Source organism: Streptosporangium sp. NPDC048886 (assembly GCF_055586905.1).
Window position 1 is genome coordinate 1 of sequence record NZ_JBVJHH010000079.1, and the last position, 26,158, is coordinate 26,158.

General features: G+C 68.0%; 26 protein-coding genes and 1 pseudogene. 17 read left to right on the forward strand and 10 right to left on the reverse strand.

Annotation, left to right across the window (positions count from 1 at the left end):
- Nucleotides 1-231: 231 nt before the first annotated feature.
- From ACZ6R6_RS47640 to ACZ6R6_RS47650, 3 genes are all read right to left on the reverse strand, one after another.
- Complete coding sequence (locus ACZ6R6_RS47640; protein ID WP_470103964.1) at nt 232-480, reverse strand: hypothetical protein; 249 nt, start codon at nt 478-480, stop codon at nt 232-234.
- Nucleotides 481-618: 138 nt separating this feature from the next.
- Nucleotides 619-1,836 carry an MFS transporter gene (locus tag ACZ6R6_RS47645; protein WP_470103965.1) on the reverse strand — a complete coding sequence of 406 codons (1,218 nt, stop codon included), beginning with the start codon at nt 1,834-1,836 and terminating at the stop codon, nt 619-621.
- 372 nt (nt 1,837-2,208) lie between these two features.
- On the reverse strand, nt 2,209-2,703 hold the full coding sequence (locus ACZ6R6_RS47650; RefSeq protein ID WP_470103967.1) for a nuclear transport factor 2 family protein: 495 nt from the start codon (nt 2,701-2,703) through the stop codon (nt 2,209-2,211).
- Nucleotides 2,704-2,779: 76 nt separating this feature from the next.
- Here ACZ6R6_RS47650 and ACZ6R6_RS47655 point away from each other — a divergent pair, with 76 nt between their 5' ends.
- From ACZ6R6_RS47655 to ACZ6R6_RS47695, 9 genes are all read left to right on the forward strand, one after another.
- A complete protein-coding gene (locus ACZ6R6_RS47655; RefSeq protein ID WP_470103969.1) occupies nt 2,780-3,277 on the forward strand; it encodes a winged helix-turn-helix transcriptional regulator in 498 nt (165 codons plus the stop codon).
- A gap of 438 nt (nt 3,278-3,715) precedes the next feature.
- The gene (locus ACZ6R6_RS47660) at nt 3,716-4,384 is read left to right on the forward strand and encodes a HEAT repeat domain-containing protein (RefSeq protein ID WP_470103971.1); all 669 of its coding nucleotides are present in this window, start codon (nt 3,716-3,718) and stop codon (nt 4,382-4,384) included.
- A gap of 6 nt (nt 4,385-4,390) precedes the next feature.
- Complete coding sequence (locus ACZ6R6_RS47665; protein ID WP_470103972.1) at nt 4,391-5,395, forward strand: HEAT repeat domain-containing protein; 1,005 nt, start codon at nt 4,391-4,393, stop codon at nt 5,393-5,395.
- Between the two features lie 350 nt (nt 5,396-5,745).
- On the forward strand, nt 5,746-6,153 hold the full coding sequence (locus ACZ6R6_RS47670; RefSeq protein ID WP_470103974.1) for an SgcJ/EcaC family oxidoreductase: 408 nt from the start codon (nt 5,746-5,748) through the stop codon (nt 6,151-6,153).
- A gap of 206 nt (nt 6,154-6,359) precedes the next feature.
- Nucleotides 6,360-7,388 carry a sigma-70 family RNA polymerase sigma factor gene (locus ACZ6R6_RS47675; protein ID WP_470103976.1) on the forward strand — a complete coding sequence of 343 codons (1,029 nt, stop codon included), beginning with the start codon at nt 6,360-6,362 and terminating at the stop codon, nt 7,386-7,388.
- A 372-nt stretch (nt 7,389-7,760) separates the two neighbouring features.
- Entirely contained in the window at nt 7,761-8,093 is a 333-nt protein-coding gene (locus tag ACZ6R6_RS47680; RefSeq protein ID WP_470103978.1) for a PaaI family thioesterase, read from the forward strand.
- Between the two features lie 48 nt (nt 8,094-8,141).
- Entirely contained in the window at nt 8,142-9,980 is a 1,839-nt protein-coding gene (locus ACZ6R6_RS47685) for a DUF4158 domain-containing protein (RefSeq protein ID WP_470103980.1), read from the forward strand.
- Entirely contained in the window at nt 9,913-11,256 is a 1,344-nt protein-coding gene (locus tag ACZ6R6_RS47690) for a transposase (RefSeq protein ID WP_470103981.1), read from the forward strand. Before ACZ6R6_RS47685 ends, ACZ6R6_RS47690 begins: the two co-directional genes overlap by 68 nt.
- Before the next feature lie 155 nt (nt 11,257-11,411).
- Nucleotides 11,412-11,627: a hypothetical protein gene (locus ACZ6R6_RS47695; RefSeq protein WP_470103983.1), complete on the forward strand. Its 216-nt coding sequence runs from the start codon at nt 11,412-11,414 to the stop codon at nt 11,625-11,627.
- A gap of 48 nt (nt 11,628-11,675) precedes the next feature.
- Here ACZ6R6_RS47695 and ACZ6R6_RS47700 read toward each other — a convergent pair whose 3' ends face one another.
- Nucleotides 11,676-12,158, reverse strand: a complete 483-nt coding sequence (locus ACZ6R6_RS47700; protein WP_470104002.1) for a recombinase family protein — start codon at nt 12,156-12,158, stop codon at nt 11,676-11,678.
- A gap of 349 nt (nt 12,159-12,507) precedes the next feature.
- On the opposite strand from ACZ6R6_RS47700, the gene ACZ6R6_RS47705 reads away from it, so the two are divergent.
- The 7 genes from ACZ6R6_RS47705 (at nt 12,508) to ACZ6R6_RS47735 (ending at nt 20,980) form a co-directional block, all read left to right on the forward strand.
- Complete coding sequence (locus ACZ6R6_RS47705; protein WP_470103985.1) at nt 12,508-12,690, forward strand: hypothetical protein; 183 nt, start codon at nt 12,508-12,510, stop codon at nt 12,688-12,690.
- Between the two features lie 558 nt (nt 12,691-13,248).
- Complete coding sequence (locus ACZ6R6_RS47710; protein WP_470103986.1) at nt 13,249-13,833, forward strand: RNA polymerase sigma factor; 585 nt, start codon at nt 13,249-13,251, stop codon at nt 13,831-13,833.
- On the forward strand, nt 13,833-14,891 hold the full coding sequence (locus ACZ6R6_RS47715) for a CU044_5270 family protein (protein ID WP_470103987.1): 1,059 nt from the start codon (nt 13,833-13,835) through the stop codon (nt 14,889-14,891). Before ACZ6R6_RS47710 ends, ACZ6R6_RS47715 begins: the two co-directional genes overlap by 1 nt.
- Before the next feature lie 95 nt (nt 14,892-14,986).
- Nucleotides 14,987-15,868: a hypothetical protein gene (locus ACZ6R6_RS47720; RefSeq protein ID WP_470103989.1), complete on the forward strand. Its 882-nt coding sequence runs from the start codon at nt 14,987-14,989 to the stop codon at nt 15,866-15,868.
- Nucleotides 15,869-16,034: 166 nt separating this feature from the next.
- On the forward strand, nt 16,035-19,208 hold the full coding sequence (locus tag ACZ6R6_RS47725; RefSeq protein ID WP_470103990.1) for a S8 family serine peptidase: 3,174 nt from the start codon (nt 16,035-16,037) through the stop codon (nt 19,206-19,208).
- Nucleotides 19,209-19,626: 418 nt separating this feature from the next.
- Nucleotides 19,627-19,905 carry an SbtR family transcriptional regulator gene (locus ACZ6R6_RS47730; RefSeq protein WP_470103992.1) on the forward strand — a complete coding sequence of 93 codons (279 nt, stop codon included), beginning with the start codon at nt 19,627-19,629 and terminating at the stop codon, nt 19,903-19,905.
- A gap of 124 nt (nt 19,906-20,029) precedes the next feature.
- Nucleotides 20,030-20,980 (forward strand): tyrosine-type recombinase/integrase, encoded by a 951-nt coding sequence (locus ACZ6R6_RS47735; RefSeq protein ID WP_470103994.1) that lies wholly within the window; start codon nt 20,030-20,032, stop codon nt 20,978-20,980.
- A gap of 261 nt (nt 20,981-21,241) precedes the next feature.
- Here the strand turns inward: ACZ6R6_RS47735 and ACZ6R6_RS47740 are convergent.
- The 5 genes and pseudogenes from ACZ6R6_RS47740 to ACZ6R6_RS47760 form a co-directional block, all read right to left on the reverse strand.
- A pseudogene (locus tag ACZ6R6_RS47740) lies at nt 21,242-21,459 on the reverse strand (IS982 family transposase); the annotation flags it as partial.
- Nucleotides 21,460-21,799: 340 nt separating this feature from the next.
- Nucleotides 21,800-22,579 carry a cation:proton antiporter gene (locus tag ACZ6R6_RS47745; RefSeq protein ID WP_470103995.1) on the reverse strand — a complete coding sequence of 260 codons (780 nt, stop codon included), beginning with the start codon at nt 22,577-22,579 and terminating at the stop codon, nt 21,800-21,802.
- Nucleotides 22,566-23,126, reverse strand: coding sequence for a DUF3040 domain-containing protein (locus ACZ6R6_RS47750; RefSeq protein ID WP_470103997.1), 561 nt, complete (start codon nt 23,124-23,126; stop codon nt 22,566-22,568). The genes ACZ6R6_RS47745 and ACZ6R6_RS47750 overlap by 14 nt, the downstream gene beginning before the upstream one ends.
- Nucleotides 23,127-23,243: 117 nt before the next feature.
- A complete protein-coding gene (locus tag ACZ6R6_RS47755; RefSeq protein WP_470104004.1) occupies nt 23,244-23,861 on the reverse strand; it encodes a response regulator in 618 nt (205 codons plus the stop codon).
- A complete protein-coding gene (locus ACZ6R6_RS47760; RefSeq protein ID WP_470104006.1) occupies nt 23,813-24,127 on the reverse strand; it encodes a hypothetical protein in 315 nt (104 codons plus the stop codon). Before ACZ6R6_RS47760 ends, ACZ6R6_RS47755 begins: the two co-directional genes overlap by 49 nt.
- A 193-nt stretch (nt 24,128-24,320) precedes the next feature.
- On the opposite strand from ACZ6R6_RS47760, the gene ACZ6R6_RS47765 reads away from it, so the two are divergent.
- Nucleotides 24,321-24,593 carry a cation:proton antiporter regulatory subunit gene (locus tag ACZ6R6_RS47765; RefSeq protein ID WP_470103999.1) on the forward strand — a complete coding sequence of 91 codons (273 nt, stop codon included), beginning with the start codon at nt 24,321-24,323 and terminating at the stop codon, nt 24,591-24,593.
- Nucleotides 24,594-24,847: 254 nt separating this feature from the next.
- Here the strand turns inward: ACZ6R6_RS47765 and ACZ6R6_RS47770 are convergent.
- Nucleotides 24,848-26,158 (reverse strand): serine hydrolase domain-containing protein (locus ACZ6R6_RS47770; RefSeq protein WP_470104001.1); only part of this gene is annotated, 1,311 nt, incomplete at its 5' end.

Here is a 26,158-nt window from a genome sequence, read left to right on the forward strand (position 1 = left end):
GCCTCAAACGAGCCCTCTCCCGACAACTGTTCAAACTCCTCGAACGCGACCCAGAACCCCTCCAAACAGCCGCTTGACAGATATAGCAGCCTCGAGAAGTCCCGTTAGCAGAGCAGAGTTGAGCGGCTTACCGTGACTTTCCGTTCGGATGCGTCTCACGAGAGCGTTTTCGCGGGTCACGACTTGCGGGTGAGCCGGTGGGGGGTCGGCCACCCACTGAGGGCGATCACGTCAGTTTCGATGGAACGCCCTTACCGCCAGCACCGATGGGACGGGGTGCTCGCGTGGCTCGGAGAGCCGATCGATGCTCAGCCCCGCGTCGATGAACGCGTTGATCAGGTCGGGCAGCGGCACGTGGCTCATGCCGACCCGGTCCCCGCCTTCGCGCCACCACGGCGAGCTCTTGTGCCAACCCTTGAGCCGGTAGGTGGGGTGGATGACCACCGCTCCGTCGGTCGGCCCTGCCGCCGGACGTGACACCAGAGATTCCCCCTCATGTGACCGAGCGTCTTGGTCGGCGGACATCGCCAACCATGCGCTCAAGGCTCCCGCGTAGGCCTGCGGCGGAACCAGGGACTACGACCGATGATGCCGAGACATCAAACCGGAAAGGGCGGCTCAGTCGTCGTGGGCGATGTGCATGAGCTGCCGCCACAGCAGCACCACGAACACCGCGGAACCCGCGAAGGCGAACCAGAACGGCGCCGCGACACCGAAGCGGGTGGCCAGAACACCGCCGATCAGCGAGCCGACCACCAGACCGGCGTAGACGCAGATGGTGTTGACGCTGCCCACCCGGCCCTGCAGCTCGTGCGGGACCGCGCGCTGGCGGACGGTGACCGAGGTCGTGCCCCAGATGAACGCGTGCGCGCCGAAGACCAGGAAGATGCCCCCGGCGACCCACGGCGAATGGGTCAGTGCCAGGCCCAAGTGGGTGAACGTTTCAATGATGAGCCCGATCCGCATCAGGGCGCCGAGGCTCACCCTGCGGGTGATGGCCCCGTACAGGCCGGTGCCGATCAGGCCGCCGATCCCGCCGATGGTGGTCATCAGGCCGAAGCCAATGCTGCCGAGGCCGAGCTGCTCCTGGGTGTAGAGGACGAGAACCGACCAGGCCGCGCCGAACGTGAAGTTGAAGATCAGGATCGTGAGCGCCAGCGTGCGGACCGCCGCGTGCCGGATGGTCCAGCTGAACCCGGCGATGAGTTCCCGTACGGTGTCGGGTTTGGGATCGGCGCCCTGTCGGCCGTGCGGCGGCAACGTGAGCCGGGAGACCAGGACGATCCCCGCCACCACCAGGAGCAGCTGGCCCGCGAACGGCCAGGTGAAGCCCAGGCCGAACAGCGCCGCGCCGATCGGCGGCCCGGCGAGCTGATTGAGCGTGATGAACCCCGTGCCCAGGCGGGCGTTGGCGATGACGAGATCGTCCTTGCCGACCATCATGGGCGTAAGCGTGGCCGTCGCGCTGTCGGCGAACACCTCGGCGATGGACCGGAGCGTGAGCGCCACCAGCGCCGTCACCACGGTCACCGTGCCGGTCACCATGAGTACGACGAGCACCGCCAGCACCAGAGCCCGCACCGCGTTCGCGACGAGCACGATCCTGCGCCGGTCGTACCGATCCGACAGCACGCCCGCATACAGGCCGAACAGCAGCGGCGGCGCCCAGCCCACCAGGGCCGACAGCGAGATCATCAGTGGATCGCGGGTCAACGTCGCGATCAGCAGCGGGCCTGCGGCGGCCGCGACCCCGTCACCGAGATTCGTCAGCCAGCTCGAGGCCAGCAGCCATCGGAATCCTGTCCCCAGCCGGGCAGGCAGGACCCTCTCCACCATTGTGATCACGAGCGTAAAACCATACGTTTTGCAGGGATCTACGGCAACACGTTTTCGCGGCTACACGCTAGGCCGGACGGTCGCGGCGGGCGCGCGGAAATCCAGCGGTATGCGCGGACGGCCTCCGTCTGTCGCGACTTCGGCCATCGCCTCACCAGGCCACGCGGCCGCTCCTGAGGAACCGGTGTGAGCGCGTGCCGGGCGCTGTTCGCCCGCCGGCGGCCATCTCGGCGCGCCGCTTTTACCGCAAGGATGATCATAAGGGCGCTCTCCGCCCTGCCGGGGCCCTGCGCCGCCGCGGCGAGCGTGAAGGCCGTGACCGCGTTGGCGGCGCTGCGCCAGGCCATCGGAGTTTCCAGTCCGGGCCCGGGCTCAGCGAGGGTTCGGCGAGCGGTCGACGAGATCGCGTGGGTCCGGACGGTCCCTGATCTGCGGAGCGCCGGCCTCTTCGACGCCGCTCTCGATGAGACGGCCAATTATCGTCGCCATCTTCTCGGTGTCCTCAACCACGTTGACACGTGTGATCTGGCCCCAGCGCAGCTCGATCGTCTGGGCGAACTCGTTGCTGAAGGGGTGACCGGCGGCCGTGCCGCTGGTCCGCACGAGCGCCACGACCCGGGTACGCCAGGGCCATCCCTTGACGAGCACATCATCAACGGTGAACTGGATGTCGGCGAGCAGTCGAAACAGCCGCTCGAACCACCGGCGCTGGGAATCGATGTTGTCGCGTACTCCTCCCATGGCGTTCTCTCCTGCGAAGCGGTGTGTGAACGTCGGCGCGAACATCCTCAGGACGAACCCGATGTCGCGGTCGTTGAGATGGCCCCAAGCGGTCCGCACCCTGCGCGCGACGATCGCGTTGTACATCACTGCCTCCGTGTCAGTTCCCTTAGGAGACTGACGCTATCAGGGTTGGTCTCCTCAGGGAACTAGACTGCAGATCATGCAGCGCACCTCATTCGGGGCCATGACGTGCTCCATCGCGCGGACTCTGGACGTCGCCGCCGAGCCATGGTCCCTGTTGATCATTCGCGATGTTTTCGTCGGCATCAGCCGATTCGACGCGGTGCGGCGCGATCTGGGAATCTCCCGTAAGGTGCTGGCCGAGCGGCTACAGCGGCTCGTCGAGGAAGGCGTCCTCGAGCGCCGCCCGTATTCGCAGCACCCCGTCCGGCACGAGTATCACCTCACGGTCAAGGGCCTCGAGCTCTGCGAGATCATGTTCGCGATCATCGCGTGGGGAGATCGATGGACCGCGGGCGCGGCCGGACCACCGGCATTGCTTCGCCATGAACGATGTGGCGCAGTGACCCGTGCTCAAGTCCGCTGCGGCGAGTGCGGCGAGCCGTTGAATGCCTCGCAGGTGCACGCCGAGGCCGGTCCCGGAGGCACCGATGGTCCGGGAACTCAACTGATGCCCGAATATCTGCGAGTCACCTGACGGACACGCCAACACGCATACCCGGCAATGCTGCGCAGGACAGAGCCCTGCTCTTCTCCCTCGTAGGCCCTCCGCTCGGGTCCGTGCCACCAGCCGAAAAGTAGCTGTGAGTGATCAGAGTTACGGTCGGCGCAGGCTGGTCGGCCCTCGGCCGGTGCCGCGGCGGCGCCTCCGATGGTCTTTCCTCGGCCCGGGCGGATTCGTGGCCTTCCAAGGTGCGGTCGCGGATGTATCCGCGTTCCCTCCCCGACAGCGCGGCCAGCACGGTGAACACCACGCCGGAGGGGTCGTGGGAGCCCTGCAGCCCGCCGGTGAGGAGCTCCAGGCCGACGTCGACCGAACCCGGTGGGCAGAGGGTGCCTGGTGATCTCACGCCGTGCCCCCACTTGACCTTGACACAGTGACAAGGCCTTCACTGTTGCCAAGGAGGTGGTCCCGATGACCATGCTGAAACAGGACACGGATACGATTCGAGCTTTCCAGGGGCTGGAGGACAGCAGCTCGTCAGTGCGGCTGCGGGCAGCGCTGGCGGTCGGCACGACCCCTGACCCGCGCTTCATCGACAAGCTCATCGAGCGATGCGCGATCGAGCCCGAATTCCATGTGCGCGACATGCTGACATGGGCACTCACTCGCCACTCGGCATCAATGACGGTCCCAGAGCTTCTCAAGGAAGTCCGCTCGGAGCGTGCGCAGGCACGGAGCCAGGCATTGCACACGCTGTCCAAAATCGGGGATCGGCAAGCGTGGCCGGTGATCACACGGGCGCTTCTGTCCGACGCCGACGACGAGGTGGCGCGGAGCGCTTGGCGGGCAGCGGTCGTGCTCGTGCCCGATGGCGAAGAGCCCGAGCTGGCCGCGGTGTTGTCGACACAGCTCGGGCGCGGCGAACGTGAGATGCAGCTGAGCCTCAGCCGGGCGCTGATCGCGCTCGGTGAGGTGATTGTGCCAACGCTGCGCGCTGCGATGACGGATCTCGACCCACGGGTGCGCGCGCACGCGATCGCCACGGAACGGCTGTTGCGCGACCCGGACGCCGGGTTCGGGTTCGCGATCGAGGAGGCGAAGCGCATCATGGCCCTCGGCAGCACCAGCAAGGAGGAGTGATGGACAGTGTTGATCGGTGATGTGGCACGGCGATCCGGGGTCAGCGCCCGCATGCTCAGGCATTACGACTCGCTCGGCCTGGTGCGGCCAACGGGGCGTAGCGACGCCGGCTATCGCGAGTACTCCAGCGAGGACATCCGGCGGATCTTCCATATTGAGAGCCTGCGGTCATTGGGGTTGTCGCTGCGTGAGGTCAAGCGCGCCTTCGATGATCCTGACTTCACGCCCTCAGAGCTCGTCGACGACCTCATCCGCCAGACGCGAGAACGCATCGCAGCTGAGACGGAGCTGCTCACACGACTGCGTCGGATCGGTGCCGCCGAACCCGCGGGCTGGGAGGACGTCCTCCAGATCGTCGCCCTCCTGCAGGCGTTGGGGTCAAAGAGCGCCGGCAAGCGTCAGCACGCGGCCCTGTCCTCAGTCGAAGAGGTTCCGGTGCCGGTGGAAGCACTGGTCGAGGCAGCGCTGAGCGAGACGGACCCGAACGTCGCCGGAGCCCTTCGATGGGCTTTGGCGCAATCGGGTGATGACGGATTGACGCTGCTGGCGGAGGGCCTCGGCTCACCAGCAGCCGAGGTGCGCAAACGTGCCGTCCAGTCCATCGCCGAGATCCCGGACGGTGAGGCGACCGTGCTGCTGCAGGACGCCCTCACCGCCCCCGACATCGTGGTCCGCAGGTATGCGGCTCTGGCACTCGGGGTACGTGGAGTGGCCGACGCGGTCCCGACACTCATCGATATGGTCATCGAGGGGACGAATGACGTCGATGCGGCCGATGCACTGAGCGCGCTGGCGAGTCGTCCCGCGTTGGCGGATCAGATCACCACCAGGCTCGTTGATCGCCTCGCCCAGGGCACCGTTGAATCGTCTGCACGTCGACGGCTGGCACAGGCGCTCGCGGGTATCCCGGGAACCACAGCGTCACGAGCCCTCGCAGACCTGTCACATGACGACGACCGTGCCGTTGCGCTTACCGCGGCATACATTCTCGGGATACGCGAGGCACGATAACGGATCTTTCCTGGGGTGCTGTGTGTCCTGGACAAGGGGGTCCGTCCGCTCGTCGCGGAGCGAGTGATCTTTTGGGCCGGCGACACCCAGCTCGGCGATGTCAGCCGGGGTGCCTGCCTTTCCGGCGGCGTGGACCACCACGTCGGCGCCACCCGCCGCGGCGCTCGGCCGATGCTACGGGTGCCCCGGGACCCGGCCAGGCCCGCCGGACCGCACCATGACCACGGTGACGAACGGCAGGGGCGGGCCGGAAAAGTTCTTCGGCCCGGTGCGATGAGTTCCGGGGCCCTCGCCGGTATGTACCGGTGAGCCTGTCGCAGGCCGTGGGAATGCAAGCGCTGAGGAGAGCTATGACCCAGATCCGACCGCACGACGTGGCCGCCATTGAGGGCGTCCTGGAAAACCTCTACAGGGCCTGGGGAGCTGGCGACGCCGACGCCTTCGTCACGGATTACACGGAGGACGCCACCGCGATCATGCCCGGCACCTACCGCAGGTCCAAGGAGGAGGTCCGCCAGAACATGGCTGACGGCTTCGCGTCCTTCCTCAAGGGCAGCACGACCATCGACAAGCTGGAGAGCATCCGTTTCCTGGGCGAGAGCGCCGCGGTCGCGGTGAGCGAGACCGGCGTCAGGTTCCCGGGCGAGACCGAGGTCCCCGCCGAGCGCATGGTGTACGCGACCTGGGTGCTGGAGAAGCGTGACGGCGCCTGGCTGCTCGCGGCGTACCACAACAGTCCGGCCGTCCTGCCGAGCTGACGCCCGCCCCCGCAGGTTCGCGCTGAGCAGACTGAGTCCCGTCCTGGCTGCCAGGACGGGACTCAGTCTGCTCGGTGTCGTGTCGGAGCCAGTGCGTCGTGGGCGTGGCGGGTGCGGCAGCTGCGTCGAGAGCTGTCGTGAGCCGGGGTACTCGTTATCGGCCGAGCTTCCAACCGGTATGCAGGTCAGGCGCTTCGCAGGGCTCGGTGATCTTGGTAGGAGCAGAGAAGGAGAGTGGGCGCGTGACCACAAGGGAAGAAGGCTTCGATCGCCTGGTCGAACCGTTCCGAACGGAGCTGCTGGCGTACTGCTACCGGATGCTCGGCTCGGTTCACGACGCCGAGGACCTGGTCCAGGAGACATACCTGAGGGCGTGGCGGGCGCGGGAGCAGTACGACGCCGCGCGCAGCTCCCTGCGCACCTGGCTTTACCGGATCGCGACGAACGCCTGCCTGACCGCCCTGGAGGTCCGCGGCCGCCGGCCGCTGCCGTCGGGGCTGGTGGCCGCGTCGGACCCGCTCGGGCCGCTCGTCCAGGCAGAGAACCTCGCCTGGCTCCAGCCCCTGCCGGACTCGTTGCTGGAGGCGGGCGATCCGGCCAGGGCCGTGATCGACCGCAGCAGCCTGCGCCTGGCGTTCGCCGCCGCCCTGCAGCACCTGTCGGCGCGTCAGCGCGGTGCGCTGATCCTGCGTGACGTGCTCGGCTTCTCCGCGTCCGAGGCGGCCGAAATCCTCGGCACCACCACCGTATCGGTGAACAGTTCCCTGCAGCGGGCGCGTACCCGGGTGAAGGAAGTCGGCGTCCGGCGGGAACCTCTCAACGAGCCGTCCGCGGCCGAGCAGCGCGCCTGGGTCGATCGCTACATGAAGGCCTTCGAGCACGCCGACGTCGAGAGTCTCAAACGGCTGCTCACCGAGGACGTCATCATGGAGATGCCGCCGATGCTCAACTGGTTCGCCGGCCGTGGCAACTACGGCCTGTTCATGGAATGGGTCTTCCAGGAGGCCGGAACGGACTGGCGGCTGAAGACGGTTACGGCCAACGGCCAGCCCGGATTCGCCGCCTTCCAGCGCGTCGGTGGCAGATACGAGCCCCACACGCTCCAGATCTTCACCGTCACCGCCGAGGGCATCAGCCGCAACTCGGTGTTCCAGGGTGCCGAGATCTTCGCGCCTTTCGGCCTGGCGGCCGGACTCGACGCCCAGGGACCTGTCAACGTCGAGGGTCGTGTCTAGCCAGATGAGGGGGATGACAGTCCGAGTGGCAGCAGGGCACGGCGGGGATCTCTGGCATCACGGCAGGTTTCTTCGGTGTATCTGGTTACTCCCTTGCAGGCCGACCGGCCCACGGTCGCGCACCGGGGTCATGGACTGGCGTGCTCGCCTGTCCAACCATCGTGAGCTTCCCGGACAAGCGACATCCCCAGGCCGCCATGCGGCCCTGCTGGAATGGCACGTACGACGCGGCCGAGTTCTTCCACAGCCGGATAGACCGGGTGCTTGGGGCCGTCGTGGTTGGTGGTGGGCCGCCGCCGATCTTGCGGGGCGGTGTAGGCGCGAGGGCGCCGCCTCCCGAAGCTGTCAGTGGCGGCCTGTTCAATGTGGCTCATGGAGATGGATACGCAAAGACGTGGGTTGTTTTGGGATGTGCAGGCGGGGCGGGTCCCACCGCCGCCTGCAGCGGTGATTTTGGGCTGGGAACTGGTTGGGGTGGATCCAGAGCAGGGGACCATCGAGGTGGCATTTCAGGCGGGTGATCAGTTCACGAACCCTGTCGGTGTGATCCAGGGCGGGTTCTTGGCCGCGATGCTCGATGACACCTTGGGTCCGGCGCTGGTCGCGACGTTGCCGGAGGACCAGTTCGCGCCGACTCTCGATCTTCATGTTCAGTTGGGGACCGGCCGGAATACGCCGGAAAGGGGCCGCGGGGCTGACGGTTGATCGTTAGGGTGGGCGGCGTCCTATTGGCCGCATCTGCGGGGGTTGGCTGTGACCTCGGTCGATCGCACGGCGTATCCACGGTTTGGCCGCGTGGTGTCGGGGCGGGAGCTGGCCGAGGCGTTCACGCCGACGGATGCCGAGGTGGAGTGGGCGCGTACCAAGACGCAGGATCAGCAGCATCTGCTGGCCCTGGTGGTGTGGTTGAAGTCCTACCAGCAGCTGGGGTACTTCCCGAAGGTCGAGGATGTGCCGCTGTTGGTGGTGCGGCATGTGAGGGACGTTCTGGGGCTCGGCGAGGACGTAGCGCTGGAGCGTGCGGCGGTTCGGTCGGCCAAGCGCCATCGGGAGTTCGTCCGCAAGCGGATGAAGGTCGTCTATGACGGGGCTGGGGTCCGGAAGGTGGCCGAGGACGCGATTCGTAGGGCGGTCCTGACGAAAGATAATCCTGCAGACTTGATCAACGTGGCGTTGGAGGAGCTGGTTCGGGCGCGCTGTGAGCTGCCGGGCTACACCACGCTGGATGCGATGGTCGCGACGATCCGCGCCGAGGTCAACAACGGCTTCTACCAGAGCGTCGCTGGACGGCTCGTCGCTGGGGCCAAGGCCAGGCTGGCGCGGATGCTGGTGGTGGATCCGATCAGTCGGCGCAGCGAGTTCGACCGTTTGAAGGATGTGGCGCAGGCCGCGTCGCTGGGCAAGTTCAAGCAGCGCCTGGATCTGCTGGAGGGTATCGACGCGATCGGGCCGACTGAGGTGTGGCTGGAGGGCGTGCCACCGGGGAAGATCGCTCATTTCGCTGGGGAGGCGCGGGTCACCGACGTTGCCGACATGAAGAAGATCATCAACGAGGACAAGCGGCTGACACTGATTGTGTGCTTTGTGCACGCAGTCCGGACCAGTGTCCGCGATGACGTGGTGACGATGTTCTGCAAGCGGATGGCCGCGATCCACAAGAAGGGGCGCGAGCGCCTGGACGCCCTGCGGGAGGCGCATCGGGCCGAATCGGAGCGGCTGTTGGGCGTCTTCGGCGACGTGCTATCCATGGTTCGCGAGGCCACTGCTTCTCAGGAGGAGGCGTCGACCGAGAGCAACGGTAATGCCTCGGTCGAGGGCCGAGCGCCGGACACGCGTGAGGTAACGGAGCGGGCCGGCCGGTTGGTGCTCAAGACGCTGGAGAAGGCAGGCGGGGTGGAAGTGCTGGTTGCGGCCCATGAGGCTGTGTCGGCTCATCACGGCAACAATTACCTGCCGCTGCTGGAGCAGTACTACGGGTCCCACCGTGCGGCGCTGTTCACGCTGGTGACCGCGATCACGCTGGAGCCGACCAGCGCGGACCGAAGCGTGGTTGACGCGGTGGAGTTCCTGCGGGCGCTGCGGGGCGCGAAGGCCGTGTTTGTGCCGGAGCGGCTGACGGTCGAGCGGGTGGGCGCGGACGGACAACCGGTCACGGTGACGCTGTCGATCGACATCGACGGCTTCGCTTCGGCGATGTGGAAGAAGGTCCTGCGGGACAAGAACAAACCGGGGATGCTGATGCGCCGTCACCTGGAGGTGTGCGTGTTCTCGTACCTGGTGGCGGAGCTGCGGTCCGGAGACATCGCGGTGGCGGGGTCGGAGTCCTACGCCAACCTGCACGAGCAGCTGATGTCCTGGCAGGAGTGTGAGCCGCTGGTTGCCCGGTTCTGCGAGGAGGCCGGGATCCCGTCCGAGCCGTCGCAGCTGACCGGCCTTCTTCCGGAACAAGCTTGCCGCCCTCGCGCAGAGCGTCGATGCCGGGTATCCCTCCAACACCGATCTGGTGCTGGAGGGTGGCCGTCCGGTGCTCAAGCGGCGCAAGGGCGCCGAGCGTCGGCCGGAGGCGCTGGAGTTGGAGGCTGCGGTCCATGACCGGCTGCCGCAGCGGGCGCTGCTGGACATCCTCACGCGCACCGCCTATCTGCTGGGCTGGCACCATCACTTCGGTCCGGCCTCCGGCTCGGATCCAAAGATCAAAGAGGCCTTGGCTCGCTACGTGCTGACGGTGTTCGCGCACGGCACGCTACTCGGCCCGTCCCAGGTCGCAGCACACATGCGCGGCAAGGTCAGCGTGCATGAGCTCTCACTGGCAGGCAACAAGCACGCCACCGCCGGCAAGATTGAGAAAGCATCGGCGACGGTCGTCAACGCGTTCAGCAAGTTGGACGTGGCCGGCGTGTGGGGCGACGGGAAGACCGTCGCCGCGGACGGCTCCCAGATCGACACGTGGGAGAACAACCTCCTGGCGGAAACGTCCATCCGGTACGGGGGCTATGGAGGCATCGCCTACCGGCATATCTCCAACACCTACGTCGCCCTGTTCAGCCACTTCATCCCGTGCGGGGTGTGGGAGGCGGTCTACATCATCGAGGGCCTGCTGAAGAACACCTCCGATGTCCAGCCCGATACCATCCACGCGGACACCCAAGGCCAGTCGCTGCCGGTCTTCGGCCTGGCCGCGCTCCTGGGATTCGACTTGCTCCCCCGCATCCGCAACTGGCACGACCTGATCTTCTACCGGCCTGCCCTCGACACGCACTACCAGCACATCGATTCCCTGTTCGGGGACGAGGCGGTCGACTGGGCCCTGATCGAGGCCCATTGGACGGACCTGCTGCGCACCGCGATCTCCATCCGGGAGAACAGGATGTCGTCGGTCACGTTGCTGCGCCGGCTGGGCAACCACTCCCGCAAGAACCGCCTGTACCGGGCGTTCAGGGAACTCGGCCGGGCGATCCGCACCATCACGCTGCTGCGCTATCTGTCCGAGCCGCAGCTCCGGGAGCAAATCACCCAGGTCACCAACCGGAACGAGGCCTTCCACGGTTTCGCCGACTGGCTGATGTTCGGCGGCAAGCTCATCGGCCACAACGACCCCGACTACCAGGAGAAGGTCATCAAGTTCAACGAGTTGCTCGCCAACTGCGTCATGTACTCAACAGCCCTGGACATCACCGACGCCGCCAACGACATCGCCGCCGAGGGACAACCTGTCGACCTGGACGACCTGGCGACCGTTTCCCCCTACATCACCCACACCGTCCGCCGGTTCGGCAACTGGACCCTCAACCTCACCCCGCCGGACGACACCCCCAACACCCGGTTGGACCTGGAACCACGAGTGTTGTTCGCCGCGGCCCTGGCCTGATGCCCCATGCAGGGGTGGCATGATGACGGACCCGCACGTCCCAGCTCGTGCCTGGACGGCCGAACAGGGGCCGCTCACAGCAACTGTGCGGCCAGCTCCTGCCATTGAGGCAATGGCGGCTCAGCTGGTGTGGCCGTCAGCACGTGCAGGCTGACGTGATTCGCACCGGCGTCGAGATGCAGCTCACCCCGCCGAGCGACGTCCTCCGGACCGCCGGTGGCCACCAGGACGTCGACCAGCCGGCCATCGAGGGATTCGGCGTCGTCGAATCCCAGGTCGCGCAGCAGCGCGAGCCGGTTGGGCAGGGCGGCGGCCGCGTGGGCCCGGGCTTCGACGGGGTCGGGGAAACCAGGAACAGTCGTAGACGGTGAGAATGATCTTGTGCGAAGCGTGACGTCCGGCTTCGGCGTGCGATCGCTCTACCTGGAGGTTCCTGGCCCGTGGATGATGCGGTGGATGGTGGAGCGTCCGACGCTGTACTCGGTGGCCAGGTCGGCCAGGGAAACCTCGCCCTCGGCGTATCGCCGGCGGATGGAGCGCCGGGCAGGTTCGGGCAGTTTGGGTTGCCTACCCTTGAGCTTGCCGTTCTTCTTGGCCAAGGCCATGCCCTCGCGGGTGCGCATATGCCCGAGGTTGGTCTCGAACTCGGCGACCATGGCGAGGGTCTGCAGGAACAGCCGCCCGAACGGGTCGGTCCAGTCGTAGACGTTGGCGCCGAGGCCGAACAGGACGCCGCGTCCTGACAGACCGGTGAGGACCTCATTGGCCTCGGCCATGTTGCGGGCGGACCGATCGAACTTCGTCACCGTGAAGACGCTGCCGTCCCATACGGCGGCGAGGGCCTGGTCGAGGCCGCCACGATTGCGGCGGATGGTGCCGGAGAAGCCGCGGTCAGTGTAGATCCGGTCCTCGGGGACGCGGAGGTGGACCTGTAACGGAACCGGATCGCACGTTAAGCCGGTTCGGGCAGGTCAGCGACGGGTGTCCAGAGCGGCTCACGCGCGGACTTTGGCGTGCGTTTCGGTTCCAGCGCAGCCCGGATGTGATCAAGGAGTCTGCGCCTGATCGCCCGGTGGACGAGGTCCGGTGCCGGTGATCTTCGTGTCCGGAAGTCTCAGTAAGGGGCAGGATACCAAGTACGAGAGAAAGACATCCCTGGAGCTTGAGTGTCAAGCAGCGGGCGATTCGGCGTGATGCGCCCACGCCGTGACCTCGTCGTAGAGGGTGCCGGTCTTGAGGCAGCCGTGCAGGATGCCCACCGACCAATACCTGCACTACGAGCGGACCGCGGAGACACGCAGCGAAAATGAGATTCCGAACGCCGTTCCGCGCCACATCACGGGCGAGGTCTCGGAGTCCGTCGACGGCTTCCGCCTCGATCTCATCTGGCACAAGCCGGCGAAGTCCGTCCCCCGGGGCCGCGAGTACAAGTAATTCCCGACCCGGTGCTCCGGCTCCACCTACGCCGACCTCCGCTCATGGCCGACCGACCAGAAGCAGCTCCGGCGCAAGCTGGCCGAACGCGGGTAACGAGATCGTCCTCAACAAGGACGTCGCGACCCGCACCTGGTACGGCGTGCTCAGCGTCCTCGGCAGCCCGATTCCGCCCAAGCAGCAGGCGGCCATCTTCAGGATCGCCAATACTCTACCGGGTATCGAGATGGAAGAGTTCAAGGAGCCACTGGCAACTCGGGCATCGCCGTTACCCGGGTGGACCACCGGGGCCGCGAATCCCTCATCTTCGACAAGACCCCGTACGTCCTGCTAGGCGGCCAGGAACTCGTGCCGGGGGCGAGGGCGTGAACTCTGATCCATAACCCGTGCGCCGATCACCGACATACTCCCGGCCTGGTCCACATCCCTGAAGCCGAGATACTGCGTCTGAGCCCGCGCTCACCGGACGGCAGGCGGGCCGTGCCTGGACGGAAATTGGCGTGAAGAAAACCTGCCGAGCGGCGAACACTGGGCGACAGTTGCCTTCGGAAGGACGCCATGGCTGCACCACCTGACGCCAACGATGTGATGGAGGACGTCACCGTGGTCGAGCGGTCGCTGGACAGTCCCGAGCTTTTCGCCCTCCTGTACGACCGGTACTTCACGGAGGTCTACCGTTATCTGGCCGCGCGGCTCGGCAGTGAGCAGGCTGAGGACCTGGTCGCTGACGCCTTCCTGCTCGCGTTCAACGGCAGGCACGGCTTCGACCCGCAGCGGGGCACTGTTCGGTCGTGGTTATTCGGCATCGCCACGAACGTTGTGGCCCGTCACCGCCGCAGGGAGGGCCGCCGCCTGAACGCGCTCAGCAAGGTGGCGGCTGAGGACTCCGTCGACGGGCACGAGGATCGGGTGACCGCGCAGCTCGCGGCGCAGGCCAGCCGGCCGGAGCTCGTACGGGGGCTGAAGGGCTTGGCGATGGGCGATCGCGACGTGGTGTTCCTGCTCGTCTTCGGCGGGCTGGGCTACGGGGAGATCGCCACCGCTCTGGACATACCGGTGGGGACCGTCGGGTCCCGGATCAACAGGGCGCGCAAGAAACTGCGCAAGGCCCTGGGCGACGTCAACCCGATCGGGGAGTGGTGATGGACGAGCTGAAGCTGATCGAGGCCGTGTTCGCGGAGCCCGGGCCCCCGCCGGAGGCGGCGGTGAAGGGGCGTGACCGCCTCCTCCGCCTGACCCGCGAAGCACAGGCGTCACGGTGGGATCGTCCGCGTCGCAGGTGGCCCGCCGCGCTGCCGATCCGGCGCGTCGCCCTGGTCGGTGCCATGGCGGTGATGCTCACCGGTGGCATCATCGTCGCCCAGGTGAGCCTGGGTGGCTCCGACCCGCGTACCTCCGGGTACCTGCTCGCCGCCCCTCCGGCCGACGCCAAGGCGCTGCTCACCCTGGCTGCCCGGGCCGCCGCCGACCGGCCCGACACGGTGCCGGCCCGCGGCCAGTACGTGCACACCAAGGCGCTGGCCCAGCACAGCCTGCACACCAAGGACGAGTCGGGCCGCATGCTCTATACCAAGGTGATGGTCAACCAAGAGCGGTGGGAGGCCGCCGACCTGGGCAAGCCCTGGCTGAGCCGCAGCCAGAACCTGTCGGCCACGGGACCGGCGCCCCGTAAGTACTGGGACCGCGGCGTCGAGGACATCGTGTACGAGCCGGGAACCTGTCCCGGCCAGCCGGCCTACGCGCGGCTGGGCGCCTGGCCGACGGACCCCGCCCAGGTACGCGCGAAAATCGTGGCCGACACGGGCGAGGAGCCGCTGCGCATCTGGCACTCCCTCCAGAGCCTGGTCCGCGAGTCCGTGGTACGGCCCAGCCTGGGCGCCGCGCTGTACCAGGTCGCCGCCGGGCTGGACGGCATCGTGCTCATCGGCGACGCCGTGGACGCCGCCGGCCGCCCCGGCCTGGCCGTCGCCATGGACGAGGGCAACGGCACCCGGTCCGAGCTGATCTTCGATCGGACGACCTACCACTATCTGGGCGATCGCACAGTGAACACCAGGGACCGCAAAGTGGAGACGCCCTCCGGCGGCGACTACACCGAGAAGAAGGGCACGGTGACCGGCACCGCGGTGCTCACCGTCGATCTCGCCCCCGCCTTGCCCGAGGTGTCGCCGAAGGCGTCCCGTATGAAGATCCCCTGCTGAGACTTTTCCCATGATCCGGCCTTTCCGGCCGTGAGTTCTGTTTCGCATGCCCTCAGATCGATCCGGCATGCTCTCAAGGAAGAAGGAGAACATCCATGCTCATCGCCAAGGCGGTCGCGGCCACCCTGCTCGCCGGCTCGTTCGGCGGCCTCACCGCGTCGCCACCGGGGGACGCCGCCGCGTACGAGAAGCAGACGCAACTGGAGGCCAAGCGCGTCGCCTGCATGACGGAGCGGGGCTTGGACTACGTGGCCTCCCCGGAGCCTCGGTACACGTGGCAGCCCGGGGAGCAGGAGCGGCTCGCGGGTGATCTGGAGGCGCTGCGAGCGTACCGGGCCAAGTACGGTTTCGGCGTCTGGTCGGCGAACGTCTATCCGAAGGACGAGGTCGTCAACTCCGTTCAGCACGAGAACCCGAACAACAAGATGCTGATGTCGCTGTCGGCCGGCGAGCTGAAGAAGTGGCGCGCCGCCGACGAGTCCTGCTTCTCCCAGGCGGTCAAAGAGGTGCTGGGCAAAACCGTCACCTCCCAGGAGGACTACCACGACCAGCTCGAAGCGGCGGTGCGAAAGTCGTTGAGCGTCCTCGACCAGGACAAGCGGCTCGTCCAGCTGGGCAAGCAGTTCGCCGCGTGCCTGGGCGTCAGCCGAACCGAGCCGACCGCGCTGGACGGTCTGAGCCAAACGAAGATCGTGCGGCAGGCTTCGGACGTCGCCAAGAAGGCGTGGAAGGGCGAACTGCCAAAGGCGCCCAAGGGCAAGACCGTCATCTTCCGGCCGAACCTGAAGCCCTCGCAGGCCAGACCGTACCTGGACAAGGAGATCAAGGCGGCGCTGAAGGACCTGGAGTGCGGTAAGGACTTCTACCCCGCCTACTCTCCCAAGGCCATGGAGATCACGTCGCGGGTCTACCAGGAGTTCGGCCGGGAGGGCGCGGCCCAGGCGATCCCGTCCCGGATCTACCGCAAGCTCGTCTGACCCAGCGCTCTCGGGGTGCCGCTCGCGGCGTGCGAGCGGCACCCCGACGCGCCCGCCTCCAAGGCCCCCTGCTGACCAGAAGGCACGGCAGAGTCGCTTCCCAGGCCATCAGCGTCTCTGCTCCATCGGAGGATCAACTCTCCGCACATCGACGACGAGAGAGCAGATGAAATTAACTCACGGAATTCTCGCCATGATCGTGGCGGGATCTCTCATCACAGGCGGCACCACGAGCGCCGCGCAGGCGGCCGCGCCGGTATCTCCCGTGACCGGGGTGTCGGGCTCGGTGACGCTGCTGACCGGCGACCGGGTGACCGTCACCGCGAACGGTTACCGGATCGAGCCGGGGCCAGGCAGAAAAGAGCGCTTCGACGTTCAGCGCCGTCAGGGCCACCTCCACGTCATTCCAGAGGACGCGAAGCGGCTGCTGGCCCAGGGTCTGCTGGATGAGCGCCTGTTCGACGTCACGCAGCTGCTCACCTGGCGGTACGGCGACGCCCACAAGGCGGAGATACCGCTGATCGTGCAGTCCGCCGAGGGGAAGGCGGCACAGGCGCTCAGCGGAACGCGGAAGGCGAAGGAGTTCGCCGGGCTGGGACTGGCCGCCACGAGCGTCTCCAAGGCGACGGCGGGCCAGACCTGGCAGAGCCTGGTCGGCGGCGCCCGATCACTGGCCGCGGGCAGGTCGAAGATCTGGCTGGACGGTAAGCGGCCCATCACCCTTGACCAGAGCGTCAAGCAGATCGGGGCCCCGCAGGCGTGGCAACAGGGGCTGACCGGATCCGATGTCACGGTCGCCGTGCTCGACTCCGGTTACGACGCCACTCACCCCGATCTCAAGGCCGTGGTCACGCAGTCGCGGAACTTCTCCGACGAACCCGACACTACCGACAACGTTGGACACGGCACCCATGTCGCCTCCATCGTGGCCGGAGCCGGAGAGAAGTATCGGGGCGTCGCGCCGGGCGCGAAGATCGCGCTTGGCAAGGTCGGCGGCGAGTACGCCGGCGAAGCGGCACTGTTGGCGGGCATGGAATGGGCCGCCGCCGAGGTCAAAGCGAAGATCATCAATATGAGCATCGGCGGCCCGGACACGCCCGGCATCGATCCGCTGGAGCATGCTGTCAACACCCTGTCAGCGCGTACCGGAGCGCTGTTCGTCATCGCGGCGGGCAACGACGGAGTACCCGGCTCGGTCAGCAGTCCGGGCAGCGCCGATGCGGCACTTACGGTCGGCGCGGTCGACAAGTCCCACCAGATGGCCCAATTCTCCAGCCGCGGCCCAAGGCTGGGCGATCACGCGATCAAGCCCGACGTGACCGCCCCCGGCGTCGACATCATGGCAGCGGCCGCGCAGGGCACGGCCGACGGCCCGTACGTCGCCCACAACGGCACCTCCATGGCGGCGCCACACGTCGCGGGCGCGGCGGCGATCCTCGCCCAGCGGCACCCGGACTGGAACGGGGAGCAGCTCAAGGCCGCGCTCATCGGCAGCGCCGCGCCGCAGGCCGGCGCCACACACTTCGACCAGGGCGCCGGGCGCGTCGACGTGGTCCGCGCGATCGGTCAGCAGGTGTACGCGAGTCCCGCGAACATCAGCACGGTCTTCCGCTGGGGCGGATCCGGCGAGCGGCAAGCGACCAAGGAGATCACCTACACCAACGCCGGCGACTCCCCGGTCACGTTGGACCTCACCGTGGACGGCGACGTGCTGCGCACCTCGGCACAGCGGGTCGAGGTGCCCGCCAAGGGCACGGCGTCCGTCACCGTGACGATCGACGGGACCGGCAAAAAGCCCGGTGATCACCCGGGCACCATTACGGCCCGATCGGGTGACCTTCTCGTACGTACCGTCGCCACCGCGTACGTGGAGCCGGAAGCCTACGACGTGAAGATCAGCGCACTCGGCACCGACGGCCAGCCTGTCGACGCGATCGGCGAGTTCTACAACGGCAAGGGCGAGAGTGTTCGGATGGTCCTTATCGGCACGCCGGACACCTACCGGCTCCCCGCCGGCGAGTGGAGCCTGTACGTGGACATCTACGAAGGCACGCGCATCACGACCACGCACCTGCCGGTGAAGGTCGGCGAACAGGGCACGGAAGTGATCCTGGACACGCGCAAGGCCAAACCGATCAGGTTCGCCCTGGACGAGCCCACGGCTGTCACCAGCGGGTGGCTCGAGATGTGGGTGATCAACGGTTCATGGTGGCTCGGCTGGGCCGGAGGCAGGCCGGACCCCAGCTCCGTGTACTTCGTGCTCGGCTCCAAGCAACCCGGACTGAAGTACGTCAGCAGGATGCATTTCCACACCAAGGACGCCTCTCCCACCCCCGTCCGCTACGACCTGGTAGACGAACGCCAGGACGGCATGCCCGAAGACCCCACCTACACGGCCAGGGTGAAGGACCTCGACAAGGTGACCACGACCTTCCGCGGCGCCGGAACGGCCGCGAAGGGCACCTACTACGTGGCGAACGCCATCGAAGGCGTCTCTAACGGATTCCTGACCCCCACGAACGATGTGCCGCTGCCGGGCAAGCTGACGGAATACCGGACGCGAGGGCACAAGTGGTCCAGCGCGCTGCGCGTCGGCGAATCCGCAGTCACGGGGGCCACGGAACCCACCGGCCACGGCCGCGATCGGCAGACGTGGGGCGTCGCGGTGAGCGGCCCGTCCTTCGCCACCTTGGGCGCCTGGCGAGAGGGGAACACCGTGGTGTTCGACGGCGCCCGGCTGTTCTCCGAGGGCGTGCCCGGCCGGGTCGGCATGGATGGCACGGCCATCGGCACCATCAGCCTCGCCAAGGATGATCAGGTCATCTCCACGATTGACTACACCAGGTGCGGGCCGTGGGAGCTCGATTCCTGCCGGTTGACCGCCGGCATCCCGGCGAAGCCCGCGACGTACACGCTCAGCGCGACGGCCGACCGGCAGGTGCCGTACTCCACGCTGTCCACGAAGGTGGAGTCGACGTGGACGTTCCGCTCGGCGAACACCGCGAAGCCGGAAGCGCTCGCCCTGACAGCGATCCGCTACACCCCCAAGGGGCTGGACGAGTACAACCGTGCCAAGCCTGGATCGTCCACCCGGTTGCCCATCTGGATCGAACGCAATCCCGGCGCTCCCGCGGCAGCCGTGAAGTCCATCCACCTGCAGATGTCCGTCGATGACGGAGCGACCTGGCGCGGCATCCGGGTCAGGGCCGAGGGCTCGGCCTGGACGGCGCAGATCACCAATCCGCGCGTAGCAGGCTTCGTGTCCCTGCGCACCACGATGACCGACACCGCGGGCAACAGCGTCAGCCAGACCATCCACCGCGCCTACGCGGTCGGATAACCCTCCCCAAAGGGCGGCTTCACCAACGGCGCGAGGCTCATTCGCCGTGGTGAAGCCGCCCTGCTTCGCCAGCCTCCAACCCCAAGACCGCCGTCCCCGCCAGGTGGGTCGCCAGCAAATGGGCGCAGACCAAAGCCTGGAAGGTGCCCATGCCCGCCGCGGGCGCCACGGCATCATGGGGTGCCGGTATTCCTGGGGAAATTCCAACGGATAACACTGGCCTGCGGTGACGGGTGGCGAGTGCTTGCGAAGGGCCGGAACTCCTCTTGCCACGGCGAGGAGCAGCTAGGCGTTGCTCCCGCGTTCTACTTAGGGGTTTTCTTCGCCGTGGATGATGCGGTGAATGGTGGAGCGTCCGACGCTGTACTCGATGGCCAGGTCGGCCAGGGAACCCTCGCCCTCGGCGTATCGTCGGCGGATGGAGCGCCGGGCGGTTCGGGCCTGTCGGGATGTGAGCGAATGCCGCGCGTCGCTCCGCTGCCCAAGGCGCGGATCTCGGCGGTGTGGTCGTGTCCGCGCCTGCCGAGCGAACGCCGCACGGCCCGACGTCTTGATCACGGATCTGCTCAAACTCGTCAACGCCATCTGCCTGGCCGTTGAGCAGGAACCCGACGGCGCGGCCCCGGCCGACCGGCTGCTCACCCTTGCGCTGACCGGAGTGCATCCTGCAGGAGAGGCGGCGGGCCAAAACATGTGACACAGAAGATGAATTATCTGTCACACTGGCGGTCACCGGATCGTGTCCGCACAGTTCGGCCTCCGCCGCGCCGCGGGCGACTCGGTAACATTATGTGTCACATCCACGTGCAGGAGGACAGCCCGTGTCCGTCGTGGCGTTCCCCAGCCCACCCGACCCCACCGGCTCGACCACCGCCGCAGCGGTCGAGCGCTTCCTGGAGTCCCGCACCGCGGCCACCACCCGCGCCGGCTACGCCGAGACCCTCACCCTCCTCACCGCGATCATCGGCCCGGACCATCCCGTCGCCGAGCTGACCCCCGAGCAGTACGCCGCAGTGATGGACCGCTGGAACACCGCGGCCGCGGCCACCTGGAACCGGCATCTGTCCGCCCTGGTCTCCTTCACCACCTGGGCCCAGCGCCAGGAACTGCTCATCACCAACCCGGCCCGGCGCCTGGAGCGCCGCAAGCCCGCCCGCCGCGGAGACCGCGCCATCCCGCGCACCCGGCTGGAGACACTCTTCACTGACCCCACCCACGCGCTGCGCGAAAGAGTCCTGTGGCGGCTCCTGTACGACACCGCCGCCCGCGCCGAGGAAATCCTCACCCTCAACATCGAAGACCTCGACCTGGAGTTCCGCCGCGCCCGCGTCACCAGCAAGGGCGGCGCCATCGAGTACGTGCACTGGGCCACCCCCACCGCCCGCATCCTGCCCCGCCTGCTGGTCGGCCGCACCGCCGGGCCGGTGTTCCTGGCCGACCGGCGCGCCCCTGCCTCCGGATCTCGCGCGCCCGCGGCCGCCGACATCTGCCCCGTCACCGGGCGGGGCCGGCTGTCCTATCCACGCGCCGAGTACCTGTTCAAGACCGCCTCCGCAAAGCTCGACCCGCACCGCCAGGGGTGGACGTTGCATCAGCTTCGCCACAGTGCGCTGCAGCATCTCGCCCAGGCCGGGCGTACCGCCCCGGAGTTGCAGGCCAAGAGTCGCCACCAGCACCTGGCCAGCCTCGGCCGCTATGTGCGCCTGGGCGAGGAGACCTCCGCGCGCATCACCGCCGAAGCAGACCCCGCCCAACGTCGCCGCGCCCGCTGACCCTGGACCACCCACCTCACAGAGGATGTCGCGTCTACAGCCGAACCCGCTGAGCTGCGGCTACAGCAACCCGCGGCCCCTTTGCGGCGTATTCCGGCCGCCCCCGCAGTTCCTCCGTCCCGCCCGCCCCGGACGGCTTCTGGGGCGCGGACGGATCGTGCAGCGCGGCAAGGAGGTGTGCTTTCTCGCCGGCGAGCTCATCGGCCCCGACGGCAGGACGGTGGCTGTGGCGACCGCGACCGCGCGAATCCAGACTGTTCGTCAGTGGTCGTAGGCGATCAGGGATCGCATGACGGGGGCGCCGGTCGTTGGTCGTGCCAGATGGCGGCAGCCATGGCGAGGATGCGCTGAGCGACCCGGACAGCGATGCCCTCGAAGGTCCGGCCGCCGTGTTGTTCCAGGTCGAGCTGTCCCCTGAGGGTGTCGTTGACCGACTCGATCAGCTGCCGCACCGATCTCAGCAGCGGCTCGCCGCGGCGAGGACCTCCCGCTCGTCGCCCGGCCGAGCGCAAGGACACGGGCACGACCGAACTGCTGGGACCTGAGAACTTCTTCCCGACGGTCAGGACGGGAGTCCAGGCGTTTCGGGAGCGCACAGCTCGTTGACCCCAGGCGTGGCCGCCAGTCCGAACTCGCGCGAGTCCGACGCGCCCGAGGGGCACGCCCCCGCACGCCGGCCTCGCGTACGGCAGGGGGTGGCGTTGACCAGCGTGCGGATCTCCTCGCGCAGGCTGTCTCGCGGAGATTGTCGCGGGGGATGAACAGCCGGCGGGTGCGGCGCACCGCCGCCAGGTAGCCGGCGAGGCGGCCTGGCCCATCTCACAGCGTGGGTGGCCGCCGCGGCCCGGCGGAGGGGGCTGCCGGGGTGCTGTTGCTGTGAGATGGGGTGCCCGCTGGTGTCAGGGCGGCGGTGCCGGGCTCGCCGGGTGCCGTGCCGGCGTGCGGGGTGGCCTGTGTGCGGTGTGCGGCTCGGTGGCCGGGCAGGCGGGTGCCGTAGCGGGCTGCGACGGCCAGCACCATCAGGAAGGCGAACGCCTTGGCCGCTTGGAGGATCGTTTCCGCGATGCCCTGGGCGCCGCTGATGACGGGCTGGAGAGCGGCGAGATACAAGGCGAGGAAGATGTCCTCCACAACAGTGACGCCAAGGATCAGCCGGGTCTCGGGGCGAGCGATACGGCCGAGGTCGACAAGGATCTTGGTGACGATCGCGGAGGAGGAGATGCCCAGGACGCCGGCGAGGACCAGAGCCTCCCGCGCTCCCCAGCCCAGGGCGAACCCGAATCCCAGACCCGCACCGACGTTCAGCAGCAGGTAGGTGGCGCCCGCGGCCAGCAGGCGTCTGCCACCGCTTCTCAGGTCGTCGAGATGGAACTCCAGACCCAGGTAGAACAGCAGCAGCACCAGTCCGAGCGCGGAGAGCATCTCGAAGTCGTGCGCGTCCTCCACCAGGACCAGGCCCGGCGTGTGAGGGCCGAGCAGGATACCGGCGAGCATGAACAGCGGGATGGTCGGCAGGCCAATCCGGCTGCCGAGACGAGCCAGGACAGCGGCTGCCAGAAAGGCGCCGCCCGTGGCGAGCAGAGTGTCAGCATGTCCCACCGGTCACCACCTTCCGCGGCGCGGAGGGTCCAGTGTGTCGCAACCGACCGGAACGGATGGGCCGTCGTTTCCCGGGCCGCTCAGGCACTGATGATCGCTTCGATCGGCGCCGCCGCGATGGGATGCGCCGCTTCCTGTTAGGGGAGGCCGGGTGGCGGAGGTTCTGCGGAGGTGTGAGCAGATGCATCGCCAACGGCGCCGTGACCAGGCCCGCCGCCAGGAGCAGGCCCTGCGGCAGCACCATGCCCGTGACCAGCATCGCCACAGAGAGCGCCAGCAGAGCCAAGGCCAGGTCGCGCCGTCGCGGGTATGCGCGCGGCCGGCGTGGGCGCCCTGCTTCCCGGGCGCGAGCGACCTGCGGATCGCTCGGCTGCATCTGCTCCTCAAGAGCGTGCAGCGGGTCGGTGCCGGACTGTGCCATGCCTCCTCCTTCCGGGACGGCAGGACAGGGGCTCCATGCCACCATCACATGCGACCTAGCGGCATCACCATCGGGTCCAGCACCCATTTCCGCAGGTGAACGGAGCCCATTCGCATCGGGCGGCATCTGTATGCCTGCCGCGATGGACAGCGGACAGGGAAAGCTGTGCCCTCAACCGGTCCCCGCGGAAGGCGCGGATCTCGACCCACACCCACCCCTGCCGGGGCAATGCCCGGGCAGGAGTCAGGGCTCGATCAGGCCGGCACGGATGGCATGCCGGGTCAACTCCAGCCGGTCACGCAGGCCGAGCTTGGCCAGGATGTTGGCGCGATGCCGTTCCACGGTCTTGACGCTGATGAACAGCATGTCGGCGATCTGCTTGCCGGAGTGGCCCTCGGCGATGAGCTTGACGATCTCCTCTTCGCGCGGCGTCAGGACGGTGTCGGGAATCGGCTCGCCCCGCTGGTGGCGTTGCAGGTAGTCGCGGACGAGGGCGGTGATCGCGCCCGGGTAGAAGAACGGCTCGCCACGCATGGCGGCGCGGCAGGCCTCCAGCAGGTCGCGGTCGGCCACCGACTTGAGCACATATCCGCTGGCACCGGCCTTGAGGGATTCGAAGAAGTACTGCTCGTTGTCGTACATCGACAGCATGAGCAGGCGGATGCCGGGCGCTCGGCGGGAGATCTCCCGCGCGGCCTGGATGCCGGTCATCCGCGGCATGGCGATGTCCAAGATGGCCAGGTCGATGTCGGCGCCGGCGCGGGTCGCCAGGTCGATGGCCTCGGCGCCGTCGCCGGCCTCGGCCACCACCGTCAGATCGGGCTCGGCGTCCAGGATGAGCCGCAGCCCATGGCGTACCAGAGCGTGGTCGTCGACGCGAGGCTGCGGCGCAGCAGCAACGCATTGGCGCCCAGCGTCAACGCCAGGCCCGCGGCCAGGATCGGCAGCTCGGTCAGCAGGACCGGCGAGGACACCGTGGCCGGTGACAACGCCAGCACCGTCAGGCCGGAGGTGAACACCAGCCCGTTGATCAGCACGATCCGCCGGAGCAACGCCGAAGCCACCGGGCGTGCCTTCCTGCGCTCGTCCGGGCCGGACGCGGTGCGCCCACTTCCTACAGCGGTCATACCACCACCCTGCCCACTTCTGAAGAAGGGTGTCCATCGGCCTCGTCCCCTGTCCACGCCGGGCGCCGCCCTCCTCTACACGTCCGCCACCTGCGGAAATGGGTGTCGGCGCCGATGGCGGGCTCCGGGCGGGCCGCGTAGTGTGGTTGCTGAGGGGATCCCCGCTGATCACCTACGACGAAGACACCACACCATGGAACACACGCGGGTCACCATCCCGGGCACCCGGACGCTTCACCACTGCCGCACCCGGCATGGCGAGCGGCTCGGCCTCATCGTCGCCCACTCTGGCAAGCGCACCATCCTGTTCTACGACGCCGCCGATCCTGACCAGCCGGCCCACGCCGTCCCGCTGGACACCGACGAAGCCGACGAGTTCGCCCAGCTGCTGCACAGCCGGCCGCTGGCCGATCGCCTGGCCTCCGTGGAACGGCGGTTGACCGAACTGGCCGCGCAACGTCGATAGAGCGGCCCGGCGACGCCGTCGCCAGCACCTCCCCGGCGGCGCTGTTCCTCTCGGCCGCCTCCATCGCTGCCCGCCGCTCCGACGGCCGGCTCTCGACCCGCTCGATCAACACCATCGTCGGCGAGATCGGCCGCATCCACATCCCGTTGAGATCGACAAAGTCAAGAACCACTGGGCCGAGAACGACGGACTCTGACCGGCAACGCCTCATGAATTCTCAGTCCTTGGCGGTTCCGGCCAGGTTCCGGCCCAGGTCAGCTGTCCGCCATGGCCGGCCGTACCGGTGCGGAGGCCGCCTGACCGGCGTGCCGGAAGCACCAGAGGCGACGGCCGAGTGCGACCGCCCCGAGCACGCAGCAGGCGAGGCAGAAGAGCGCCAGCAGCGGCAGCAGCCAGGCGGTGATGATCCAGTACTGGAAGCTGAAGGCCCCCCAGACCAGCGTCGGCAGCACCGCGCCCAGCACCGTCACCAGGGCAAGGGGCACGAGCCGCAGGACCAGCCTCGGCCGGCGCGCCGCGCGGCGTCGCGAGGCCCAGCGGCGCGCTCGGACGGCCGCGGTGACCAGCAGTGCGACCATCCCCACCGTGAGCCCGAGCAGGACCGCGTTCACGACGGTGAGCGGGTTGCTCATCGGCGTTGCCGGTGCCCCGATCCGTTCGGCGAGAAGGTTGGTCGAGAGCAGGCTGGGATCGCCGCCGCTGTTGGTGAGGACGAGGGCGGCCACACCGGTCTTGGGCGAGAAGACCATGTCCCCGGTCCACGTCGCCAGTGTTCCGCCGTGGCCGATCACCGACGGCGGGGCGTCTGCTGCGACGGGGCGGGACTGCCAGCCGAGGGCGTAGTCGCCGGCCTTCGGCTGGACGGTGTGCAACTCGGCCAGGGAACCGGCACTCAGCAGGTCCGCCCCGAAGGTTCCCTGGTTGAACCGCAGCCACCGCACCATGTCGTCCAGGGTCGAGATCACCCCGCCGTTGCCGACGCAGATCCCCGGCATCTCCGGTGCCGCGACGGCAACCCCGAGAACGACCTCGTACCCGGACGGCAGGCCCTCGGCACGATCGGAACACCCCAGCGTCGAGCTGGTGCCGGTCATGCCCAGCGGCGTGAACAGCTCGGTGTGGAGGAAGGCGTCGAAGGACTTCCCCGACACCACCTCGACGATCCTCGCCGCGATCGAGTAGTTGGTGTTGTGGTACTCCGAGCGGGTGCCCGGATCGGCGGCCAGGGTCTTGTCGGCCAGCCCGGCCACGATTTCCTGCGCGCTGCGCGGAGGCGGGAACACGTACTCGTTGTTCGTGCTGTTCGACAGCCCCGAGGTGTGGCTGAGGACCTGGCGCACGGTGATCCCGGTGAAGCGCGGATCGGCCATCCTGAAGTCGGGCAGGACCTTGACGACCGGGTCGTCCAGGGAGACGCGGTCACGGTCGACCAGCAGCATGATCGCCGCAGCCGTCATCGACTTGCTCATCGACGCGATCCGGAACGGCGTCCGCGCCGTCACCGCGTTGCCGTCCCCGTCCCGGCCGCGGACGATCGTCTCGACCGACGACCCGTCGATCACAGC

Coding starts and splice junctions, on each gene's coding strand:
- ACZ6R6_RS47725 (WP_470103990.1), top strand. CDS start 16,035: ATGAAATTAACTCACGGAATTCTCGCCATGATCGTGGCGGGATCTCTC.
- ACZ6R6_RS47650 (WP_470103967.1), bottom strand. CDS start 2,703: ATGTACAACGCGATCGTCGCGCGCAGGGTGCGGACCGCTTGGGGCCAT.
- ACZ6R6_RS47660 (WP_470103971.1), top strand. CDS start 3,716: ATGACCATGCTGAAACAGGACACGGATACGATTCGAGCTTTCCAGGGG.
- ACZ6R6_RS47655 (WP_470103969.1), top strand. CDS start 2,780: ATGCAGCGCACCTCATTCGGGGCCATGACGTGCTCCATCGCGCGGACT.
- ACZ6R6_RS47750 (WP_470103997.1), bottom strand. CDS start 23,126: ATGCCGCCCGATGCGAATGGGCTCCGTTCACCTGCGGAAATGGGTGCT.
- ACZ6R6_RS47670 (WP_470103974.1), top strand. CDS start 5,746: ATGACCCAGATCCGACCGCACGACGTGGCCGCCATTGAGGGCGTCCTG.
- ACZ6R6_RS47720 (WP_470103989.1), top strand. CDS start 14,987: ATGCTCATCGCCAAGGCGGTCGCGGCCACCCTGCTCGCCGGCTCGTTC.
- ACZ6R6_RS47645 (WP_470103965.1), bottom strand. CDS start 1,836: ATGGTGGAGAGGGTCCTGCCTGCCCGGCTGGGGACAGGATTCCGATGG.
- ACZ6R6_RS47760 (WP_470104006.1), bottom strand. CDS start 24,127: ATGACCGCTGTAGGAAGTGGGCGCACCGCGTCCGGCCCGGACGAGCGC.
- ACZ6R6_RS47730 (WP_470103992.1), top strand. CDS start 19,627: ATGGAGCGCCGGGCGGTTCGGGCCTGTCGGGATGTGAGCGAATGCCGC.
- ACZ6R6_RS47765 (WP_470103999.1), top strand. CDS start 24,321: ATGGAACACACGCGGGTCACCATCCCGGGCACCCGGACGCTTCACCAC.
- ACZ6R6_RS47710 (WP_470103986.1), top strand. CDS start 13,249: ATGGCTGCACCACCTGACGCCAACGATGTGATGGAGGACGTCACCGTG.
- ACZ6R6_RS47680 (WP_470103978.1), top strand. CDS start 7,761: ATGGAGATGGATACGCAAAGACGTGGGTTGTTTTGGGATGTGCAGGCG.
- ACZ6R6_RS47705 (WP_470103985.1), top strand. CDS start 12,508: ATGCCCACCGACCAATACCTGCACTACGAGCGGACCGCGGAGACACGC.
- ACZ6R6_RS47715 (WP_470103987.1), top strand. CDS start 13,833: ATGGACGAGCTGAAGCTGATCGAGGCCGTGTTCGCGGAGCCCGGGCCC.